The sequence below is a fragment of the Pseudomonas fluvialis genome, assembly GCF_002234375.1.
Classification (GTDB): domain Bacteria; phylum Pseudomonadota; class Gammaproteobacteria; order Pseudomonadales; family Pseudomonadaceae; genus Aquipseudomonas; species Aquipseudomonas fluvialis.
The window spans coordinates 13898-32556 of record NZ_NMQV01000023.1 but is presented as its reverse complement, the minus strand read 5'-3'; the positions used below and the strand labels follow the sequence as shown (position 1 = coordinate 32556).

The 18659-nt window shown below is 59.4% G+C and carries 20 protein-coding genes and 3 tRNA genes; 5 read left to right on the top strand and 18 right to left on the bottom strand.

Annotated features, from left to right (window positions below; all coding sequences use genetic code 11):
- The first annotated feature begins 64 nt into the window (after nt 1-64).
- Nucleotides 65-1810 carry a GGDEF domain-containing protein gene (locus CFY91_RS12420; protein ID WP_093986692.1) on the top strand — a complete coding sequence of 582 codons (1746 nt, stop codon included), beginning with the start codon at nt 65-67 and terminating at the stop codon, nt 1808-1810.
- Between the two features lie 9 nt (nt 1811-1819).
- Here the strand turns inward: CFY91_RS12420 and CFY91_RS12415 are convergent, their stop codons facing one another.
- The 6 genes from CFY91_RS12415 to CFY91_RS12390 all read right to left on the bottom strand — a co-directional run bounded on the left by CFY91_RS12415 (nt 1820) and on the right by CFY91_RS12390 (nt 4526).
- Nucleotides 1820-2290: a tetratricopeptide repeat protein gene (locus CFY91_RS12415; protein ID WP_093986691.1), complete on the bottom strand. Its 471-nt coding sequence runs from the start codon at nt 2288-2290 to the stop codon at nt 1820-1822.
- The gene (locus CFY91_RS12410) at nt 2287-2652 is read right to left on the bottom strand and encodes a hypothetical protein (protein ID WP_165765326.1); all 366 of its coding nucleotides are present in this window, start codon (nt 2650-2652) and stop codon (nt 2287-2289) included. Before CFY91_RS12410 ends, CFY91_RS12415 begins: the two co-directional genes overlap by 4 nt.
- Nucleotides 2649-2972 carry a helix-turn-helix domain-containing protein gene (locus CFY91_RS12405; RefSeq protein WP_093986690.1) on the bottom strand — a complete coding sequence of 108 codons (324 nt, stop codon included), beginning with the start codon at nt 2970-2972 and terminating at the stop codon, nt 2649-2651. The genes CFY91_RS12410 and CFY91_RS12405 overlap by 4 nt, the downstream gene beginning before the upstream one ends.
- Before the next feature lie 504 nt (nt 2973-3476).
- Complete coding sequence (gene bamJ / locus CFY91_RS12400; protein WP_093986689.1) at nt 3477-4181, bottom strand: BamJ family beta-barrel-assembly machinery protein; 705 nt, start codon at nt 4179-4181, stop codon at nt 3477-3479.
- A 171-nt stretch (nt 4182-4352) separates the two neighbouring features.
- Nucleotides 4353-4429 (bottom strand) — tRNA-Asp (locus tag CFY91_RS12395).
- A 21-nt stretch (nt 4430-4450) separates the two neighbouring features.
- Nucleotides 4451-4526, bottom strand: a tRNA-Val gene (locus tag CFY91_RS12390).
- 157 nt (nt 4527-4683) lie between these two features.
- On the opposite strand from CFY91_RS12390, the gene rdgC reads away from it, so the two are divergent.
- Complete coding sequence (gene rdgC, locus CFY91_RS12385; RefSeq protein ID WP_093986688.1) at nt 4684-5604, top strand: recombination-associated protein RdgC; 921 nt, start codon at nt 4684-4686, stop codon at nt 5602-5604.
- Between the two features lie 385 nt (nt 5605-5989).
- Here rdgC and CFY91_RS12380 read toward each other — a convergent pair whose 3' ends face one another.
- The 3 genes from CFY91_RS12380 to dapA all read right to left on the bottom strand — a co-directional run bounded on the left by CFY91_RS12380 (nt 5990) and on the right by dapA (nt 8944).
- Nucleotides 5990-6859 (bottom strand): phosphoribosylaminoimidazolesuccinocarboxamide synthase, encoded by an 870-nt coding sequence (locus CFY91_RS12380; protein WP_093986687.1) that lies wholly within the window; start codon nt 6857-6859, stop codon nt 5990-5992.
- Nucleotides 6860-6937: 78 nt separating this feature from the next.
- Nucleotides 6938-8047 carry an outer membrane protein assembly factor BamC gene (bamC, locus tag CFY91_RS12375; RefSeq protein ID WP_093986686.1) on the bottom strand — a complete coding sequence of 370 codons (1110 nt, stop codon included), beginning with the start codon at nt 8045-8047 and terminating at the stop codon, nt 6938-6940.
- An 18-nt stretch (nt 8048-8065) separates the two neighbouring features.
- Nucleotides 8066-8944, bottom strand: coding sequence for a 4-hydroxy-tetrahydrodipicolinate synthase (gene dapA, locus CFY91_RS12370; protein ID WP_093986685.1), 879 nt, complete (start codon nt 8942-8944; stop codon nt 8066-8068).
- Nucleotides 8945-9133: 189 nt separating this feature from the next.
- Here dapA and CFY91_RS12365 point away from each other — a divergent pair, with 189 nt between their 5' ends.
- Nucleotides 9134-9691 (top strand): glycine cleavage system transcriptional repressor, encoded by a 558-nt coding sequence (locus tag CFY91_RS12365; protein ID WP_093986684.1) that lies wholly within the window; start codon nt 9134-9136, stop codon nt 9689-9691.
- A 10-nt stretch (nt 9692-9701) separates the two neighbouring features.
- Nucleotides 9702-10175 carry a peroxiredoxin gene (locus tag CFY91_RS12360; RefSeq protein ID WP_093986683.1) on the top strand — a complete coding sequence of 158 codons (474 nt, stop codon included), beginning with the start codon at nt 9702-9704 and terminating at the stop codon, nt 10173-10175.
- A gap of 42 nt (nt 10176-10217) precedes the next feature.
- On the opposite strand, the gene CFY91_RS12355 is transcribed toward CFY91_RS12360, so the two are convergent.
- Both CFY91_RS12355 and CFY91_RS12350 read right to left on the bottom strand, forming a co-directional pair.
- Nucleotides 10218-11279: an AI-2E family transporter gene (locus CFY91_RS12355; protein WP_093986682.1), complete on the bottom strand. Its 1062-nt coding sequence runs from the start codon at nt 11277-11279 to the stop codon at nt 10218-10220.
- A gap of 38 nt (nt 11280-11317) precedes the next feature.
- Nucleotides 11318-11554 carry a sulfurtransferase TusA family protein gene (locus CFY91_RS12350; protein ID WP_093986681.1) on the bottom strand — a complete coding sequence of 79 codons (237 nt, stop codon included), beginning with the start codon at nt 11552-11554 and terminating at the stop codon, nt 11318-11320.
- A gap of 239 nt (nt 11555-11793) precedes the next feature.
- On the opposite strand from CFY91_RS12350, the gene CFY91_RS12345 reads away from it, so the two are divergent.
- Nucleotides 11794-13230: a M48 family metalloprotease gene (locus CFY91_RS12345; protein ID WP_093986680.1), complete on the top strand. Its 1437-nt coding sequence runs from the start codon at nt 11794-11796 to the stop codon at nt 13228-13230.
- Between the two features lie 9 nt (nt 13231-13239).
- Here the strand turns inward: CFY91_RS12345 and nadA are convergent, their stop codons facing one another.
- From nadA to tolB, 7 genes are all read right to left on the bottom strand, one after another.
- Nucleotides 13240-14298: a quinolinate synthase NadA gene (nadA, locus tag CFY91_RS12340; protein ID WP_093986679.1), complete on the bottom strand. Its 1059-nt coding sequence runs from the start codon at nt 14296-14298 to the stop codon at nt 13240-13242.
- 120 nt (nt 14299-14418) lie between these two features.
- Nucleotides 14419-14494, bottom strand: a tRNA-Lys gene (locus CFY91_RS12335).
- Nucleotides 14495-14551: 57 nt separating this feature from the next.
- A complete protein-coding gene (queC, locus tag CFY91_RS12330) occupies nt 14552-15229 on the bottom strand; it encodes a 7-cyano-7-deazaguanine synthase QueC (RefSeq protein WP_093986678.1) in 678 nt (225 codons plus the stop codon).
- A gap of 11 nt (nt 15230-15240) precedes the next feature.
- Entirely contained in the window at nt 15241-15891 is a 651-nt protein-coding gene (gene queE, locus CFY91_RS12325) for a 7-carboxy-7-deazaguanine synthase QueE (protein WP_188390235.1), read from the bottom strand.
- Between the two features lie 112 nt (nt 15892-16003).
- Complete coding sequence (ybgF, locus tag CFY91_RS12320) at nt 16004-16804, bottom strand: tol-pal system protein YbgF (RefSeq protein WP_093986677.1); 801 nt, start codon at nt 16802-16804, stop codon at nt 16004-16006.
- 6 nt (nt 16805-16810) lie between these two features.
- On the bottom strand, nt 16811-17308 hold the full coding sequence (pal, locus tag CFY91_RS12315) for a peptidoglycan-associated lipoprotein Pal (RefSeq protein WP_093986676.1): 498 nt from the start codon (nt 17306-17308) through the stop codon (nt 16811-16813).
- Between the two features lie 54 nt (nt 17309-17362).
- Nucleotides 17363-18634: a Tol-Pal system beta propeller repeat protein TolB gene (tolB, locus tag CFY91_RS12310; RefSeq protein WP_229727129.1), complete on the bottom strand. Its 1272-nt coding sequence runs from the start codon at nt 18632-18634 to the stop codon at nt 17363-17365.
- Nucleotides 18635-18659: the final 25 nt, after the last annotated feature.

Here is an 18659-nt window from a genome sequence, read left to right as displayed (position 1 = left end):
ACCATGGGTGAGCCCTGTCGATTCACCCGGCCAGCCTCTGGCATGGCCTTGCCGAGACCCTAACATGACCGTCACCGAGCAGTTGAGCGCACTGGACCGGATTCTCGCTCACGGCGACATCAGCACCCTGTTCCAGCCGATAGTCTGCCGCAGCGAGCAACGCATCCTCGGCTATGAAGCACTCAGCCGCGGCCCCTCCAATAGCCCATTGCACTCACCTCTGACCCTGTTTGCCGTGGCACGCCATGCACAGCGACTCAGCGAACTGGAGCTGCTGTGTCGACGCAATGCCTGTCAGCGTTTCCAGCAATTAGGGCTGCAAGGCAAGTTGTTCCTCAACGTCTCGCCGGAGTCCCTCCTGGAAAGTGCGCACCAGCCGGGCCGCACCCTACAGCTGCTACAACGCTTTGCCATCAGCCCGGATCAGGTAGTCATCGAACTGACCGAGCAAACTCCTACCGAAGACTTCAATCTGCTCGACAGTGCCTTGCATCACTACCGCACCATGGGTTTTTCGATTGCCCTGGATGATCTGGGCGCAGGCTATTCCAGCCTGCGCCTCTGGTCTGAGCTACGTCCCGACTATGTGAAGATCGACCGGCATTTCATTGATGGCATCCATGAAGATGCGGTCAAGCGTGAGTTCGTCGGCTCCATTCTGAAGATGGCCCGTGCCTCTCGCGCCCAGGTGATTGCCGAAGGCATTGAGCGCCAGGAAGAGCATGCCGTTCTCGCCGAAATGGGTGTCGACCTGCTGCAAGGCTATCTGTTTGCCCGCCCCAGCGAGACCCCGAGTCACGAACCACCCCGCTCACTGAGCGAACTCCCCTGCCACGGCACGGCTCAGGAAGAGAGCGATAACCTGCAAGCCTTACTGCTCGACCAGCCCGCCTTGCCAGTGGATACCAGCACTCAAGAAGTACTCGAAGCCTTTCGCGGCCAAGCCAATTTGAATTCGCTGGCCATCCTCGACTCACAGGGAAAGCCGGTCGGCATCGTGCATCGTCATGCGCTGGCCGACAGCCTGCTCAAGCCCTTTGCCACCGAACTGTTCTCCCGCAAACCCATCAGCCGCTTGATGAGCCCGGACTTTCTCGCCGTGGAGTGCAGTCAATCGCTGCAGCAGGTCAGTCGCTTGCTTACCAGCCGTGCGCGCCAACGCATTGAAGAAGATTTCATCATTACTCGTGAGGGTGACTACCTGGGCATGGGACGAGTCATTGACCTGCTCAAGCTGATCACCGAGCAGCGCCTGCAACAAGCTCGTCACGCCAACCCGCTTACCCTACTGCCTGGCAATGTACCCATCCAGCAGTGCCTGGAACGTTTACTCCAGCAGCGCCGCAGCGCCGTGGTTTGCTATGTCGATATAGACAGTTTCAAACCCTTCAACGATCTATACGGCTATGCCAAGGGCGATGAGGTACTGCTGAGCCTTGCCCAATGTCTCAACGAACGGATCAATCCCAGTCATGATTTCGTCGGGCATATCGGTGGCGATGATTTCCTGCTGGTGCTGGCCTCCACGGACTGGCGCGCACGACTGGCTGAGCTGTTAGAGGACTTCCAGCAACAATGCCGGCGTTTCTATCAACGCGAGCACCTGCTGGCAGGCGGCTTCACGACGCGCAATAGACATGGACAGCTTGAGGTATTCCCACTGCTGTCCCTGTCAGTGGGTGTCGTGCAGGTCGACGAACTGAGTGGTTGCCATATGGATGCCGAGCAACTGGCTGCCCTGGCTTCCGATGCAAAGCGTCAGGCCAAGGCCATCCCCGGTTTCAGCCTGCAAGTAGTCAAAGCCAGCTGAAACCAGACACTAGTAGCCCTGCTCATGCGCGCGTTGCTCCAGGCGCTCGGCCGCCTGCAAGTCACAAGCCAAGCCGGGACCACCCTGGCGATACAGCTGAGCCAGGCGGTAAGTGGCCAACGGATGCCCCGCATCACTAGCCATCTGCCAATAACTGGCAGCCTGCCGGGCATCGGGCGCTTCCTGTACTGAGCCTTGCAGAGCCAACACACCGAGCTGATATGCAGCCTTGTCGTCCCCCCCCTGGGCAGCCAGGCGCAACAAGCGACGTGCTTCATCGCCTACTGCAAAACCCTGGCCACGGTGTAATAAAAGATGTCCATAGAAGCTCTGCGCCGGAACATAGCCTAGCGCAGCCATACGCGCATATTGTCCCTGCATCCACTGCCAGGCACGCGGCTGACGCACCAGCCAGGCGAAACGCAGCAACCAGCGCGCCAGCCGATAACCGGCATAAGCGCGCCACCACCAGAAGTTCATGGGGCCTCCGGGTAGTTGTGCTCGAAAACGCGCACCACTTCAGCAGAATGCCAGGACGCAGCCGCCACACCATCCGGAGCCCCCGAGAAACAACCCAGGCGCTCGGCACATTGGAAAAAACCCGGGCGAGGCAGGCGACTCGCACCCTGGCTGATCACCAGCGCACTCCGTAATGGCTGCTCGGCCCGCGCATCCAGAGCTGCCAGGTGCTCCAGGGCTGCCACCAGGGTCTGCATGGCCGGAGTCGGCAACTGCAAGCGTTCGATCAGCGCACGATAAGTCACCAGATGACGCTGCTGACGTGCCGCTTCCAGCTCACCGAGCAGGCCCTGCCAATGCTGTCGACTGATGCGCATGCTCATGACTCGCTCCACCCCGTAACACCCAGGGCTCGCGCCAAACTACGGCGAATCGCCGAATCCGCTTCACGCTCGCCGGCTTCGATCATGTTCAGGTAATGCGGACTGATGCCTACCTGACGAGCAAGGTCCTGCAGCGACAAGCCCTGCGCCTCACGCAACTGACGCAACGCTTGGAAGCCAGGATTAATCGAAACAGCCGTCTCTGCTTTGACGGGTGCAGCAAGCTCCTGCCCAGCCGCTTTCAACAAAGCCTGATATTGCGCCCAAGGCAGCACGGCATACTCCGGCTGTCCTTCACGCAGAATGACCTGTACATCCATAAAGCGCTCCTTATTTACAGCCCAACCGCCTGCCTGGCAGCCGGATAGGTGCATAGTATCAGGCGGCACTTAGCGCTGCTGAACGCTTGCCGCACTTGCAGAACGCGCTAACGGCCTGCATGAAAAAATACGCAGTTTCAGCATTTTTTCTCTTGACTACGCTGCAGCCCAGAACAGCTCTGGGCTGCCAGCCGTTACCCACAAAACCTGTGGATAACTCTGTGCATAGCATCTGGATGAGACGCGTAAAGCCGCATCAGACGGGCTTTCCAGACAGATCGTTGATTTTTTGAGCAAGGCAAAAAAACCTTATTTTTCAATAAGTTATATAAATCAAAAGAAATTCTGAGCGAATCTTGTCGAGCGCTTGCCGATATAGACCGAAGTGTGCATAAGCGTAACGTAACACCCTCGGTAACACGCTTGCCACGACGCCTGCCTGGCCAAAACGACTGCGCCCGCACAAGGCGGGCGCAGTGGCAAGGGTGACAAAAGCGCCTAGTCTTATTCGGCGCTCATATCCTTGATACCCAGCAGTTCAAGATCAAACACCAGAACAGCATTGGCCGGGATAGCCGGTGTTGGGCTGTTTTCGCCGTAGGCCAACTCGCTGGGGATGTACAGCTTGTACTTCTCCCCCACATGCATCAGCTGCAATGCCTCGACCCACCCCGGAATCACACCTCCAACCGGCAAATCAATCGGACTGTTGCGGGCTATCGAGCTATCGAACACGCTACCGTCAATCAGGCGCCCCTCGTAGTGCACCGTCACCACGTCATCTGCCTTAGGCTGCGCGCCGTCCTCGGCCTTCTGGACGATTTCGTACTGCAGCCCCGAAGCGGTGGTAATCACGCCTTCACGCTTGGCGTTTTCTTCCAGGAACGCTTTGCCAGCCTTGGCGGACTCGGCATTCAACTCTGCCATGCGCTGCTCACCACGTTGTTGCAGGAAAGCAAATGCCTCCATCAACTCTTCATCGCTCATGCGTTGCGGCGCCTTGCCCAGGGCGTCTTCGATACCCAGCGCAACAGCCTTGGAGTCGAGATCATCCATGCCTTCCTGAACCAGGCTTTTCCCCATGTTCAGGCCGATGCCGTAAGAAGCCTTTTGCGCCGGAGTGGTCAGCTCGACAGTGGCTTTGTCTTCGCAACCCGCCAGCACAAACGCAGCACAGGCAACTGCAACGGCCAATAGATTCTGTTTCATGGATATTCCTTGTTCGGATGCCTTGCGGCGGAAGTCATGTAGGCCGCGAGCTTAGCAGGCACGAGCAAGCGCTGGCTACCGCGATAGGAAACCAGAAAAGTGTATAAGTTCGCGCTACAGAAGGATTTTTTAATTGATCTGAAATGATCGGAGATGTTGCAGGAAGGAAAATGGCGCAGCGGACGGGACTCGAACCCGCGACCCCCGGCGTGACAGGCCGGTATTCTAACCGACTGAACTACCGCTGCGCGTAACCTCGTGAGCGAGATTGGTGGGTGATGACGGGATCGAACCGCCGACCCTCTGCTTGTAAGGCAGATGCTCTCCCAGCTGAGCTAATCACCCTTCACTCTCGAAGTGGGGCGCATTCTAGACAGCACAGAACCACTTGGCAAGCTTCTTTTTCAAAAAATTTTCTAGAACCAGCAAAGGCTTAGCGATCACTTGGCCTGAGCGGCGCGGCACTGAATAATGCCCGCTTCGTTCAACGGAGTGTTTTCTCATGTGGTTTCGCAACCTGCTTGTCTATCGCCTGACCCAGGATCTCGATCTGGATGCCGAGCGTCTTGAAGCGGCCCTGGCCAGCAAGCCTGCCCGCCCCTGCGCCAGCCAGGAGCTGACCACCTACGGCTTTGTCGCGCCATTCGGCAAAGGTGCCGATGCGCCACTGCTACATGCCAGCCAGGGTTTTCTACTACTCGCCGCACGCAAGGAAGAGCGCATCCTGCCCGGCAGCGTGGTACGCGATGCACTCAAGGAAAAAGTCGACGAGATCGAAGCCGAGCAGATGCGCAAGGTTTATAAAAAGGAACGCGAGCAGCTCAAGGATGAGATCGTCCAGAGCTTCCTGCCACGCGCCTTTATCCGCAAGTCGGCGACCTTTGCCGCCATTGCCCCTGCGCAAGGCCTGATCCTTGTCGATGCCGCCAGCCCCAAACGCGCAGAGGACCTGCTTTCCACGCTACGCGAAGTGCTCGGCAGCCTGCCGGTACGCCCGCTAAACGTGAAAATCGCCCCCAACGCCACCCTGACCCAATGGCTGCAGAGCCAACAGGCCAGCCACGGTCTGCACGTACTGGATGAGTGCGAGTTACGTGACACTCAGGAAGACGGCGGCATTGTGCGCATCAAACGTCATGACCTGGCCAGCGAAGAAGTCCAGCAACACCTGGCTACCGGCAAGATAGTGACCAAGTTGAGCCTGGCCTGGGAAGACAAGCTCTCCCTGTTGATCGATGACAAGCTGGCACTCAAGCGTCTGCGCTTTGAAGACCTGCTGCAGGATCAGGCGGCCGAAGAAGGCGGAGATGATGCACTGAGCCAGCAGGACGCCAGCTTCACCCTGATGATGCTCACCTTCATGGAGTTCATTCCGCAACTGATCGAAGCGCTGGGCGGCGAAGAACTGCCTCAAGGTATCTAAAAACGCGCAAAAAAAAGGGGCGGGGTTACCCCCGCCCACTCTTTTGTCCCTACTCCATGGTTTCCTTCGCATCGTCCTGATGCACCGCATCCTGCGGCCGTCCTGACCAGCAATCCCTACCGGCCTGTGCCATTCCCTGTGCACGCCTCCATCATAGCGCCCGTTATGCACTGCACAACCACCTCCCTCGGCGCAGCCCACAGCCTTCTCACCACCTCATGAAAATAAAAATTCTTTAAATTCATGCAGTTAAAATTTGCCTCTATAAAAGCGAGCCATGTTCCGGCAAGCAAAATCGCCGATCACCTACAACAATGTAAGCAATAACTTACAACGCACATACAAAAAAGGGAGGCAAAGCCTCCCCTTTTGCAAAGCAGCCCGCTTATTCGGTCAGGCGCTGCAGCGCTTCGCGATATTTGTCGGCCGTACGCTGTGCCACTTCAGCAGGCACGGCAGGTGCCGGCGGCTGCTTGTTCCAGCCCGTAGACTCCAGCCAGTCACGCACATATTGCTTGTCGAAACTCGGCGGGTTGCTGCCTACCACATAGCTGTCAGCCGGCCAAAAACGACTGGAATCCGGAGTCAGCACTTCATCCATCAGGGTCAGTGTGCCGTTCTCGTCCAGGCCGAACTCGAACTTGGTATCGGCAATGATGATGCCGCGACTGGCTGCGTACTCTACGGCCGCACTGTACAAGGCAATTGCCGTATCCCGCACCTGGGCAGCAAGTGATGCGCCAACCAACGCCTCGCACTGCGCAAAGCTGATGTTCTCGTCATGATCACCGACGGCAGCCTTGGTCGACGGGGTAAAGATCGGTTGCGGCAACTTGGCCGCTTCCTGCAGGCCTGCAGGCAAGGCAATACCGCATACCGTGCCACTCTTCTGGTACTCCTTCCAACCGGAACCAACCAGATAACCACGCACGATGGCTTCGACCGGCACAGGCTTGAGCCGCTTGGCGACCACGGCACGCCCCTCGACCAAAGGTAACTCGGCAGGCGGTACTACATCCTCCACACGATCCCCGGTGAAATGATTGGGCACCAACGCCTTGAGCTTGTCGAACCAGAAATTGGAAATGGCCGTGAGAATCTTGCCCTTGTCCGGTATCGGTTGATCGAGAATCACATCGAACGCAGACAGACGGTCAGTAGCCACCATCAACATGCGTTGCTCATCAATCTGGTAGAGATCACGAACCTTGCCCGAGTAGATTTTTTTCAGGCTCAAAGTGGTGGGAGTAGACATAGACAGGATACCGCTGCGGTTAAATGAAACAGGCGAAACCCTTGCGGATTTCGCCTATAGAACGTCCCTGGCCAGCAATCAGCCGAGGTTTTCCTGGATCTGGCTGAGCAGGCGTCGAGCCACCTCGCTGGGTGCCACGGTGTTGCTGTCCTTTTCCACACTGACCTGAACGCTGTCTGCACTGGGCGTCAGACGCACCTGATATCGCTCGGCACGAGCCTCGATTTCTTCCTTGCTCGGCGCTGAGCCGAACAGACGTGCAAAGAGCCCAGGCTCCTCGGTCGGCACCGCACGCTCGGCGAGGTTCACATAGAACACTCCCAGGCTGCGGTTAAGGTCTTCTACCCGCAAATCGGACAACTCCAGGGCACGGCTGACACTGGACCAGGCGCGATCGAAATCGGTGTCCAGGTGCAGCAAGGGATTACCGTTGCCATCACTGCCCAGGCGCGCTTTACCTGGCGAGTCAAAACGGCTGCTGGCCAGCAGGGAAACCGAACTGCCCTGTTGCAGACTACGATTGAAACCACCCAGCAGCTCATCCAGCATGACGCCATCCAGGCTACTGTTCAGGGCGCGCTCCGGGAAGGCCACATCGGCACTGCTGCCCTGCGAGCGCTCAGCCGTCACGACGAAGATCTCGCTGGTATTACGCACCACACCCGGTTCGATGCGCACGCGCACACGCGCCTCGCGCCCCGGCTCGACAGCCCCCGCCAGGCGCTGCCCCAGGCCACTGGGAAGCTCATCAAAGCGCTGCCAGGCGGTCACCAGCTCACCCGTTTGCGGGCGCTCACGTTCGATACGCAGGCCATTGTCCTCAAGCAGCTGACGTGCCAGAGGCCACACTTCTGCCGGAATCCGCTGCGCCACCAGCCAACGAGCATCACCGCTGCGCTGTAGACTGAACTCACTGACTTCGGCCTGAGTAGCCAGCGGCAACGGCCGGGGTACTTCATAATCACCCTGCGCGGCAGACAGGCTGGCTACCCGTTGCGGCACCGGCAACAAAGGCTCCAATGACTTGGCCTGCACGCCGGAAGGCAACTGCATGGGCGCACTCTGCCGAGCCTCCAGATAATCATTGCCACGATCACGGAAATAGCCTTCTTCACCCCACAACCAACCACAACCGCCCAAGGTGGAGACAGTCAGGGCAAGGGCAGACAAACCAGCCAGTCGCTTCATGCGTTGTATTTCCTCGAATTAAGCCAGTACACCGCACTGGCGCAAGGCCTGGCGCAGCGGTTCATGACAGCGCGGGCTGAGCCAGGTCAGCGGCAAGCGAATGCCATCCGGAATGAGCCCCATTTCATGCAGTGCCCACTTCACCGGAATCGGGTTCGACTCGATAAACAGCGCCTTGTGCAACGGCATCAAACGGTCGTTGATGGCACGCGCCGCTTCCGCCTGGCCGGCCATCGCCGCACTGCACAGGTCAGCCATGGCACGCGGCGCCACGTTGGCAGTCACCGAGATGTTGCCCTTGCCACCCATCAGCATCAGTTCGACAGCCGTGGCGTCATCGCCGGAGTACACCAGGAAATCAGCCGGAACGCGATCCAGCACCTCGCGGGCACGCTGCAAGTCCCCCGTGGCTTCCTTGATACCGATGATATTGTCGATTCGCGCCAAGCGCTCGACGGTCTCCGGCAACATGTCACATACGGTACGGCCGGGCACGTTGTAGAGAATCTGCGGAATGGCCACCGCTTCGGCAATATGCCGGAAATGCAGATAGAGGCCTTCCTGGGTAGGCTTGTTGTAGTAAGGGGTCACCAACAGGCAGGCATCGGCACCCACGTCCTTGGCCGCCTGGGTCAACTCGACCGACTCGCGGGTGGAGTTACCGCCCGTACCAGCGATCACCGGCATGCGCCCGGCGACCTGCTGAACGACACGCCGCACCACTTCAATGTGTTCTGGAACGTCCAGCGTGGCCGACTCACCGGTGGTGCCGACCGCGACTATGGCATTGGTGCCCTGCTGCAGATGGAAGTCCACCAGTTTGCCCAGGCTGTCCCAGTCCACCGCGCCTTGAGAATCCATGGGCGTGACCAGTGCCACCATACTGCCCGCAATCATGCAACCACTCCTGCCGGATAAATGAAGGCGTAATGGTACAAGGCTCGCCAACGCATTGCGAGGGGCTGCAGCGGCTGGTACAGCGCGTCATCCGGCTGCGCCGGCATTCCCCTGACCGGTGCTTTTCGCTAACCTTCCCGCTTTGCATGGCACCTTCGCGTGCCTTACCCCCGCTGTCAGGAATACTGCATGTCGACCACTCCACCCCGTGAGCAATTTCTCGTACTCAGTGCCCTCGGCCCCAACCCCATGGAGCTCAGCAGCACCCTGTACCGGGCCTGCCAGGAAAATCGTTGCGCCGTACTCAGCAGCCGCCTGACACGCCATGGCGAGTTTTCCGCTCTGGTTCTGCAAGCCACGGGCAGCTGGGATGCCCTGGCGCGCCTCGAAGCCAGCTTGCCCGGCTTGGCCAAGCGCGCCAATTTTCACTACAACGTAATGCGCAGCAGCGCGCTGCCGCCTCGCCCGGACTCACTGCCCTACGTCGCGTATGTCAGCGCTGCCTACCGACCGGACATTCTCGGCGAACTGTTCCAGTTCTTCAGCGACCACCGCGTCGAGCTGGAAAGCCTGACCTGCGACACCTATCAGGCCCCGCAAACCGGCGGCACCCTACTCAATGCCACCATCACCGTGACACTGCCGGCAGGCACCCAGATCAGCTGGCTGCGCGACCAGTTCCTGGATTTTGCCGACGCACTCAATCTGGATGCACTGATCGAGCCCTGGCGCCCGCAAAACCCCTGAGGAGAACATCATGAGCGTTACCCTTGGACACCCCGTCGATGATTTCAGCGCCATGGCTACCAGCGGCCTGCAGGTACAACTGAGCCAACTGCGTGGCCAGCAGGTTGTACTGTATTTCTACCCCAAGGACAGCACGCCAGGCTGCACGACCGAAGGCCAGGATTTTCGTGACCTGCACGGACAGTTTGCCGCGGCCGAGACACTGGTCTTCGGCGTATCGCGCGACAGCCTGAAAAGCCATGAGAACTTCAAGGGCAAACAGTGCTTTCCCTTCGAACTGATCAGCGATAGTGACGAAACGCTGTGCCAGCTGTTCCAGGTAATCAAGCCGAAGAAGCTCTACGGCAAGGAATACATTGGCATTGAGCGTAGTACCTTCCTGATCGATAAACAGGGCGTATTGCGCCAGGAATGGCGGGGCGTCAAGGTACCTGGACACGCGGCAGCCGTTCTGCAAGCCGCCCAGCTGTTACAGCAAGGCTGATCACCAAGAGGGGGCGTCCGGCAAACGCCCCCCGCTACCCGACTAGCCGCCCAATAGCTCGCGCCGCGGCCAGGCGTCCAGTACGGCCTTGCATAGAGTGGCCAACGGAATGGCAAAGAACACGCCCCAGAACCCCCACAGTCCGCCAAACAGCAGCACCGCACAAATGATCGCCACGGGGTGCAGGCTGACCGCCTCGGAAAACAGCAGCGGCACCAGCACGTTGCCATCAAGCGCCTGAATGATCCCGTAGATCACCATCAGGTAAATGAACTGGTCGCTCATCCCCCACTGGAACAAGCCGATCAGCGCCACCGGCACGGTCACCACCACAGCGCCGATATAGGGCACCACGACCGACAAGCCCACCAGCAAGGCCAGCAAGGCCGCGTAATTGAGTCCAAGATAGGCAAAGGCGATATAGGTAACCACGGCACAAATGAAGATCTCGATCACCTTGCCACGGATATAGTTGGCAATCTGCAGATGCATTTCCTGCCATACCCGAGTCATCAGAGCACGCTCCTGTGGCAGATAGCCACTCATCCAGCGCGCAATCAGGCTGCCATCCTTGAGGAAGAAGAACACCAGGATCGGCACCAGTACCAGGTAGATCATGATATTGATCAGCATGGGCAGGCTGGACAGGGAAATGGTCAGCGCCCACTGCCCCAGCTTGCCCAGCTCTCCGCGCGCCGCTTCAATGGCATTGAGCACCTGCTGCTCATCAAGCAGCAGCGGATAACGTTCGGGCAATACCAGCAACAAAGTCTGCCACTCGCCCAGCATACGTGGCAGCTCGTTGACCAGATTGGAGAGCTGTCGCCACATCAACGGCAGCAGCACCAGCAGGCAGACAGCCAGTAAGCCGATGAACAGGGTAAACACCAGCCATACCGCCAGGGTATGCGAGAGACGCAGCCGCTCAGCCAAGTTGACCAACCCCTGCATGAGGAACGCCAGGACCAGTCCAGCCAGCACCGGGGCGAGCATGCCACCCAGTGTCAGGATGGCGGTAAAGCCCAGCAGCAGGATTACCGCCAGCACCACCGCCTGTTCATCGGAGAAGTAACGGTGAACCCAGTTACGCAAAACCTTGAGCATTACCTGTTTCCATAATCGGTAGAAAAATCGCGCCTGTTTCAGGCTTTCTGCAACCAGTAACCATAAACGCCAGTTTCGACCGACTCATGCAGCAGCCTGTGTCCAGCCAGGCGCGCAAACGCGGCAAAGTCACGCTGCGATCCGCCATCGGTCGCCAACACCTTGAGCACATCACCGCTGGCTAAGCGATTCAATTCCAGTTTGGCCTTGAGCAACGGCAACGGACAACTCAATCCCCGCGCATCCAGAAGGGCATCAAAAGCAGGCTCGGTCATGATCAGCAGACACTCCTCAACAGCACCCCGGCGTATCTTCAACGTTTCGCCAGGCAAAATAGTCGAGCAGCATACCCAACGGTGCGCTCAGGCAACAGACTGCAGAGTAGCGCAAGCACTCCAAACAAGAACCTAAGCAAAGACAGCCTGTCATAGTCGCCAGGCATTGCGAAATGCCCATTGAATTAACCTACAGCCGCTCTAGAGTAGAGCCCGCCATCGAGACTGCGAGTTAGCTCATGAACCTGTTGCGCCCTACCCTGCTCAGCCTGACCTGCCTGCTTGCCAGCCCTTGGCTTGTGGCCAGCGATTTACCGGCACTGGGCGATGCCAGCTCAGCGATCGTTTCTCCACAGCAGGAAAGCCAGCTGGGACGCGCCTGGCTAAGCCTGTTGCGTGGCCAGGTGCGTCAACTGGCCGATCCGCAGCTCAAGGAGTACGTGGAAAGCAGCGTGTATAGCCTGGCAGAAACCAGCCAACTGCAAGACCGACGCCTTGAATTCATCCTGCTCGATAGCGCGCAACTCAACGCCTTCGCTGCGCCAGGCGGAATCATTGGCGTCAACGGCGGTTTGTTTCTGCACGCCCAAAGCGAAGCCGAGTACGCCTCGGTCATGGCCCACGAACTGGCTCACCTCTCGCAACGCCACTTCGCACGTGGCGTGGAAGCGCAGCAACGCATGCAACTCCCCGTCATGGCCGCCATGCTCGCCGGTGTCGTCGCCGCTGCCGCAGGTGCCGGGGACGTTGGCATGGCCGCCATCATGTCGACACAGGCCGCCGCCATCCAGGAACAACGGCGCTTCTCCCGACAGAACGAGCAGGAGGCCGACCGTATCGGCCTGCTCAATCTGGAGCGAGCCGGCTTCGACCCGCGCGCCATGCCCAGCATGTTTGAACGCCTCATGCGCCAGTACCGCTACGACAGCAAGCCGCCGGAGTTCCTGCTCACCCACCCGGTCAGCGAGAACCGCATTGCTGATACACGCAACCGTGCCGAACAGTTTCCACAACGCGGCAAAGTCGACAGCTTGCGCTACCAACTGCTGCGCGCACGGGTACAGCTGCACTATGAAGAAACCCCGGGCTTGGCCGGAAAACGCTTTGCCAGCATGCTCGATAACAACCCGCAACTGGATGCGGCACGCTATGGACTCGCCCTGGCACGGCTGCGCGCCGGACAACTCGGCGAGGCACGCCAACAGCTTGAGCAGCTGATCAAGAAGGCACCCAACGAACTGACCTACCAGTTGGCCATGATCGAGGTGGAGATGGCCGCCGAGCAATTGAGCCAGGCCGAACAACGCATCCATCGGCTACGCGAGCTTTACCCCCAGCACTACCCACTGCAGCAACTACAGGTCGAGTTGCAACTCAAGCAGAATCAACCGCAGCAGGCGGAAAAAACCCTGGATAGCCTGCTGAAGAGCCGACCCGGCGATCCCGACATCTGGTATCAGGTTGCCGAAGTCCGCGGTCTCTCAGGCAATGCTATTGGCCTACACCAGGCACGCGCCGAGTTTTTTGCCCTGGTGGGTGATTTTGACCAGTCCCTGCAACAGTTGGACCTGGCCAAACGCCGCGCTATGGGCAACTTCCCCCTGGCCGCAAGCATTGATGCTCGCCAGCAGCAACTACGCGACGACCAGCGGCTTGTGCAGAGCCTGATGCGTTAAAACGCGCGCTCAGGCGTTGCCAGCAAGACGCAGGCGCGCCGCCTGGGTAAAGTCCAGCATGCGCTTGAGCGGCTGGACTGCACGCGGAATCAGCGCCGCATCGACAAAAATCTCGTTGCTGCCCTGACGCAGGCTGTGCAGGGTACGCTCCAGCGTATTCATCGCCATCCACGGACAGTGCGCACAGCTGCGGCACGCTGCACCATTGCCAGCCGTAGGCGCTTCAAAGAACTCCTTGTCCGGACAGAGCTGCTGCATCTTGTAGAAGATGCCGCGATCGGTAGCGACAATGAACTGGCGATTTGGCAGGGTCTGCGCCGCCTTGATCAACTGACTGGTCGAGCCCACCGCATCGGCCAGCTCGATCACCGCCTCAGGCGACTCGGGATGCACCAGAATGGCCGCTTCCGGGTACAGTGCCTTCATGTCTGAGAGCTGCTGAGCCTTGAATTCCTCATGCACGATACACGAGCCATCCCACAGCAGCATGTCGGCCCCCGTCTCGCGCTGTATGTAGCGCCCCAGGTGCTGGTCGGGAGCCCAGAGAATCTTCTCGCCGTTATCCATCAGGCTCTCGACGATTTCCAACGCGCAACTGGAGGTCACCACCCAGTCGGCGCGCGCCTTCACCGCCGCCGAGGTATTCGCGTAGACCACCACGGTACGTTCGGCATGCTGATCGCAGAAGGCCGAGAACTCGTCCACCGGGCAGCCCAGGTCCAGAGAGCAGGTAGCCTCCAGAGTCGGCATCAGTACGCGCTTTTCCGGGTTGAGAATCTTCGCCGTCTCACCCATGAACTTGACCCCGGCTACCACCAGGGTCTGCGCCGCATGCTGGCTGCCAAAGCGGGCCATTTCCAATGAGTCGGATACGCAACCGCCTGTTTCCTCGGCCAGCGCCTGAATCACCGGATCACAGTAGTAATGCGCCACCAGCACGGCGTTCTGCTTCTTCAGCTCGGCGGCGATTTCGCTGCGGAAGAAGGCTTCCTCCTCGGCCGTCAGCGGCTTCGGCTGCTTGGCGGCAAGGTGGGCCTGCACCAGCAGGCGTTCGGAAATCTGCGTCATGTCATCAAACCTGAGGGTGCTTAAACGCGAGCACGTAGTATACCACCGGGCCCGGCGCCTCCCGCCCACGCCTTCTACAGGGCATAAAAAAAGCCAGTCACTTGACTGGCTTTGGCGATATGGTGGGTCGTGTAGGATTCGAACCTACGACCAATTGGTTAAAAGCCAACTGCTCTACCGACTGAGCTAACGACCCAACGCGAGGCGCATGATACTGATTTTTAACGGGAAATCAACACCCAACGAAAAATATTCAAAAATAGCGTGTTGCATCGGCGACGCCAGCGGCTGCAAAGCCCGCTGCGCGCAGGCGGCAGCTATCGCACTTGCCGCACGCTCGCCCCTGCTCGTCGGCCTGGTAGCAGGATACGGTCAACGCATAGTCAACCCCCAGACGCACGCCTTCGGCAATGATCTGCGCCTTGCTCATATCCTGCAGCGGCGCACGAATACGAAATCCCGCGCCCTCCACGCCAGCACGCGTCGCCAGGTTGGCCAGCTGCTGAAAAGCCTCGATGAACGCCGGACGGCAATCCGGATAGCCGGAGTAGTCCACGGCATTCACGCCAATAAAAATATCCTGCGCCGACAATACCTCGGCCCAGCCCAGCGCCAGCGCCAAGAACACCGTGTTACGGGCCGGCACATAGGTCACCGGAATGCCTTCGGCCAGGCCATCCTCGGGCACGGCAATAGCTTGGTCGGTCAACGCCGAGCCTCCAATGCCGTTTAGATTAAGCCCCACGACCTTGTGCTCAACCACACCCAACTGTTCGGCCACACGCACGGAAGCCTGTAGCTCGGCACGATGCCGCTGCCCATAGTCAAAACTCATGCTGTAACAGGCATAGCCCTGTTCTCGAGCCATGGCCAGCACCGTGGCGGAGTCCAGGCCACCAGACAGCAAAATCACTGCGCGCTTGTCAGTCATCGTTGTCCTCCTCAGTGGCCCGGCTCGTCATTCCACAGCAGCTTGTGCAACTGCAACTGGAAACGCACCGGCAAATTGTCGGCAATGATCCACTCGGCCAGTTCTCGCGCCTGAACCTGCTGGAAGCTCGGCGAAAAGAGCACCTCTCCGACGCGCTGCGGGAGATTGAACTCGATCAGCTTGGAGCGCGCCCACTCATAGTCTTCCCGCGAGCAGATCACGAACTTGACCTGATCGTGCTGCCCCAGCAAGAACATGTTCTCGTAACGGTTACGCGACAACTCACCCGAACCAGGCGTTTTCAGATCAACCACGCGACTGACCCGCGCATCAACTGCCGCTACGTCCAGCGCGCCACTGGTTTCCAGGGAGACCTGATAACCCGCATCACACAAACGCTTTAGCAGAGCAATACAGTTGGGTTGTGCCAGCGGCTCGCCACCGGTGACACAGACATGCCGCGGATTCCAGCCGGCCACTTGGGCAAGAATGTCGTCAAGGCTGTGCAACTCGCCGCCACTGAAGGCATAAGCCGTGTCGCAATACTGGCAACGCAGGGGACAGCCGGTGAGGCGCACGAACACCGTGGGCAAGCCACTGGTACGCGTTTCCCCCTGCAGCGAGTGGAAGATCTCGGTGATACGCAGGGTTTCTGTAGACATATGAGCCACGGGCGTGACGGCGATACAGGCCATCCGCCTCCGTTGCGAAAAAGGGGTGCAGATTCTGCCGCGTCAGGCCAGGCGCTTCAAGCGCAAAAAACTGAGCACCTGATCAGGGCAGGCGCTGCAGGTCACGCTGGGCCAGCTGGGCCGCCGAGCTGCCCGGGTACTGCTGGACAACCTGCTGCAAAATGCCTTTGGCCTTGGCCGTATTGCCCAGGCGCTGTTCAACATCAGCCAGCTTGAACAGGGCATCCGGGACCTTGGCATGCTGTGGATAGCCCACACTGACCTGAGCAAATGCCTGGCCGGCAGCCTGCAGATTACCTTGTGCCAGGTTGACCTCACCCAGCCAATACTGGGCGTTACCAGCATACTGGCTGGCCGGGAACTTCTGCAGGAACGCTGTGAAAGCCTGGGTAGCCTTGGCAAAATCCTTGGCCTTGATCAGGTCAAAAGCCGCATCATAAAACAGCTTTTCCTTGGCCGGATCGGCAGGCGCCTGTGCAGCCTGAGCCGCCGGTGCCTGCGGAGCTGCGCCCGCCGCAGCGGCCGGCGCAGAAGAAGAGGCGTTGGCAGACGGCAGGGCAGCCTGTCCGCTGAGCCGCGCATCAAGATCCTGATAACGCTCCAGACCTTCGCGCTTGAGTTGCTGAATCTCGTTTTGCTGTTCTTCCAGCATGCCACGCAGCAAGGCGATTTCCTGCTGCATCTGCTGCAACTGCATGAACAGTTCACCCTGCGCTGTAGCCGGGGCCGAAGCCCCGACCGCAGCGGAGGCACCGCTCGTACCGAAACCCGCAGGTGGATAGCTGGCCGGATAAGCACCACCATCCACCACCGGCACCTGGGCCTGCACCATCAGAGGCAGCAGGGCCAAACTTGCGATCAAGGTACGCGCGGACATAGCCATGAGAACTTACTTACGCAGTTCTACACGACGGTTCTGAGCCCAGGCGCTGTCGTCGCTGCCAGTGGCAACCGGACGCTCTTCACCGTAGGACACCAGTTCCAGCTGAGCCGGGGAAACGCCCTGCAGTACCAGGTAACGCTGCACGGCCTTGGCACGACGCTCGCCCAGCGCCATGTTGTACTCACGGGTGCCGCGCTCGTCAGCGTGACCTTCCAGAACAACGCGAGCACCGTTGCCTTTCAGGTCCTTGGCATGTACGTCCAGGGCGCGCATGGCTTCCGGCTTCAGGTCGGAGCTGTCGAACTCGAAGTAGAAGGTGGTGATGGCGCGCAGAGCAGCTTCTTCGCTCAGAGCACCGTCTACACCGCTACCGTTGGCACCGTAGCCAGCGTTCGGATCGATAGCGCCTTCGCCGGCAGCGTCGCCGCCTTTGGAGGAACAGCCTACGGCAACAGCCAGGGCCAGGCTCAGGGCAGCAAATTTGCCGTATTTCAGCATTTCCATGGTAAAGCTCCTGATGAACTTTCAGTGTGTTGGGAAAATCGAGTTATTGACCGTTTAATCAAGATAGGGCGACCAGGACGGTTCGCGCACTTCACCTTGAGCGGTCGGAAGCGGTGTTTTGAAGCGTCCGTTGGTGGACACCAGCATCAACATACCGCGACCCTGCTGACGGGTGGCGTAGGTTAGCATGGTGCCGTTTGGAGCAACAGTGGGCGACTCATCCAGACCTGTTGCGGAAAGTATCCGCACACGTCCGGTTTGCAGGTCCTGAGCCGCCACACGGAATACCGTAAAGCCGTCCTGGCGATGCACCATGACCAGGGTTTTTTCGTCAGCCGACAGCTTCGGGTTGGCGTTGTAGTTGCCAACGAAAGTCACCCGATCGGTTGCCCCGCTGTTGATGTTCATTTTGTAGATCTGCGGGCGCCCGGCGCGGTCCGAAGTGAAATACAGCGTCTGGCCGTCTTTGCCCCAGAAGGGCTCGGTATCGATGGCCATGTGATTGGTAACCCGGCGCAACTGGCGAGAAGCCACGTCCATCACGTAGATTTCCGGATTGCCATCCTTGGAAAGCACGAACGCCAGGCGCGTGCCATCCGGCGACCAGGCCGGCGCGCCGTTGAGCCCCTCGAAGTTGGTGATCTGCTCGCGACGCCCGGTATCGATATGCTGGATGAAAATCCGCGGACGCTTCTGCTCGAACGACACATAGGCGATCCGCCGACCATCCGGCGCATAGCGCGGCGAAAGAATCGGCTCGCGCGACTGCAGCAGGGTCACGGCGCGCGCGCCATCGTAGTCGGAACGTTGCAGGGTATAACGGGTGTTTTCAACACCAAAGCGCTCGGCGGTGACGTACAGCATCTTGGTGGAAAACGCCCCCTTGATCCCCGTGAGCTTCTCGAAGGCCAGGTCGGCAATATGGTGCGCCATGTCACGCAACTGGTCACCCGCGCCACCTACGCTACCCGCCATGACCTGTTGCTGGGTCGCTACGTTGAATAAGGCAAACTGCACCTGCAAGCGCCCGGCATTCGGCTGGATACTGCCGACCATCACATATTGCGCACCCAGCGCCTGCCAGTCGCGATAGATGATCTCTGCGGCCGACGTGGGCAGGCTGATCATGTTCTGCCGTGGAATCGGCTCGAAGAACCCGGAATTGCGCAGGTCATTGCCGACAATCTCCGCCATGTCCTCGGGCAACAGGCTACCGCCCTGCCAGCCGAACGGCACCACGGCCACCGGGATGGCACGATCGGCGCCACTGGTAACCAGAATATTCTTTTCCTCTGCCATGGCCAGGCCGGCCGTGCAGCAGAGCATGATCAGCAAAGCGCGGAAGAAAGTG

Coding starts and splice junctions, on each gene's coding strand:
- CFY91_RS12420 (WP_093986692.1), top strand. CDS start 65: ATGACCGTCACCGAGCAGTTGAGCGCACTGGACCGGATTCTCGCTCAC.
- CFY91_RS12415 (WP_093986691.1), bottom strand. CDS start 2,290: ATGAACTTCTGGTGGTGGCGCGCTTATGCCGGTTATCGGCTGGCGCGC.
- CFY91_RS12410 (WP_165765326.1), bottom strand. CDS start 2,652: ATGAGCATGCGCATCAGTCGACAGCATTGGCAGGGCCTGCTCGGTGAG.
- CFY91_RS12405 (WP_093986690.1), bottom strand. CDS start 2,972: ATGGATGTACAGGTCATTCTGCGTGAAGGACAGCCGGAGTATGCCGTG.
- bamJ (WP_093986689.1), bottom strand. CDS start 4,181: ATGAAACAGAATCTATTGGCCGTTGCAGTTGCCTGTGCTGCGTTTGTG.
- rdgC (WP_093986688.1), top strand. CDS start 4,684: ATGTGGTTTCGCAACCTGCTTGTCTATCGCCTGACCCAGGATCTCGAT.
- CFY91_RS12380 (WP_093986687.1), bottom strand. CDS start 6,859: ATGTCTACTCCCACCACTTTGAGCCTGAAAAAAATCTACTCGGGCAAG.
- bamC (WP_093986686.1), bottom strand. CDS start 8,047: ATGAAGCGACTGGCTGGTTTGTCTGCCCTTGCCCTGACTGTCTCCACC.
- dapA (WP_093986685.1), bottom strand. CDS start 8,944: ATGATTGCGGGCAGTATGGTGGCACTGGTCACGCCCATGGATTCTCAA.
- CFY91_RS12365 (WP_093986684.1), top strand. CDS start 9,134: ATGTCGACCACTCCACCCCGTGAGCAATTTCTCGTACTCAGTGCCCTC.
- CFY91_RS12360 (WP_093986683.1), top strand. CDS start 9,702: ATGAGCGTTACCCTTGGACACCCCGTCGATGATTTCAGCGCCATGGCT.
- CFY91_RS12355 (WP_093986682.1), bottom strand. CDS start 11,279: ATGCTCAAGGTTTTGCGTAACTGGGTTCACCGTTACTTCTCCGATGAA.
- CFY91_RS12350 (WP_093986681.1), bottom strand. CDS start 11,554: ATGACCGAGCCTGCTTTTGATGCCCTTCTGGATGCGCGGGGATTGAGT.
- CFY91_RS12345 (WP_093986680.1), top strand. CDS start 11,794: ATGAACCTGTTGCGCCCTACCCTGCTCAGCCTGACCTGCCTGCTTGCC.
- nadA (WP_093986679.1), bottom strand. CDS start 14,298: ATGACGCAGATTTCCGAACGCCTGCTGGTGCAGGCCCACCTTGCCGCC.
- queC (WP_093986678.1), bottom strand. CDS start 15,229: ATGACTGACAAGCGCGCAGTGATTTTGCTGTCTGGTGGCCTGGACTCC.
- queE (WP_188390235.1), bottom strand. CDS start 15,891: ATGTCTACAGAAACCCTGCGTATCACCGAGATCTTCCACTCGCTGCAG.
- ybgF (WP_093986677.1), bottom strand. CDS start 16,804: ATGGCTATGTCCGCGCGTACCTTGATCGCAAGTTTGGCCCTGCTGCCT.
- pal (WP_093986676.1), bottom strand. CDS start 17,308: ATGGAAATGCTGAAATACGGCAAATTTGCTGCCCTGAGCCTGGCCCTG.
- tolB (WP_229727129.1), bottom strand. CDS start 18,634: ATGCTCTGCTGCACGGCCGGCCTGGCCATGGCAGAGGAAAAGAATATT.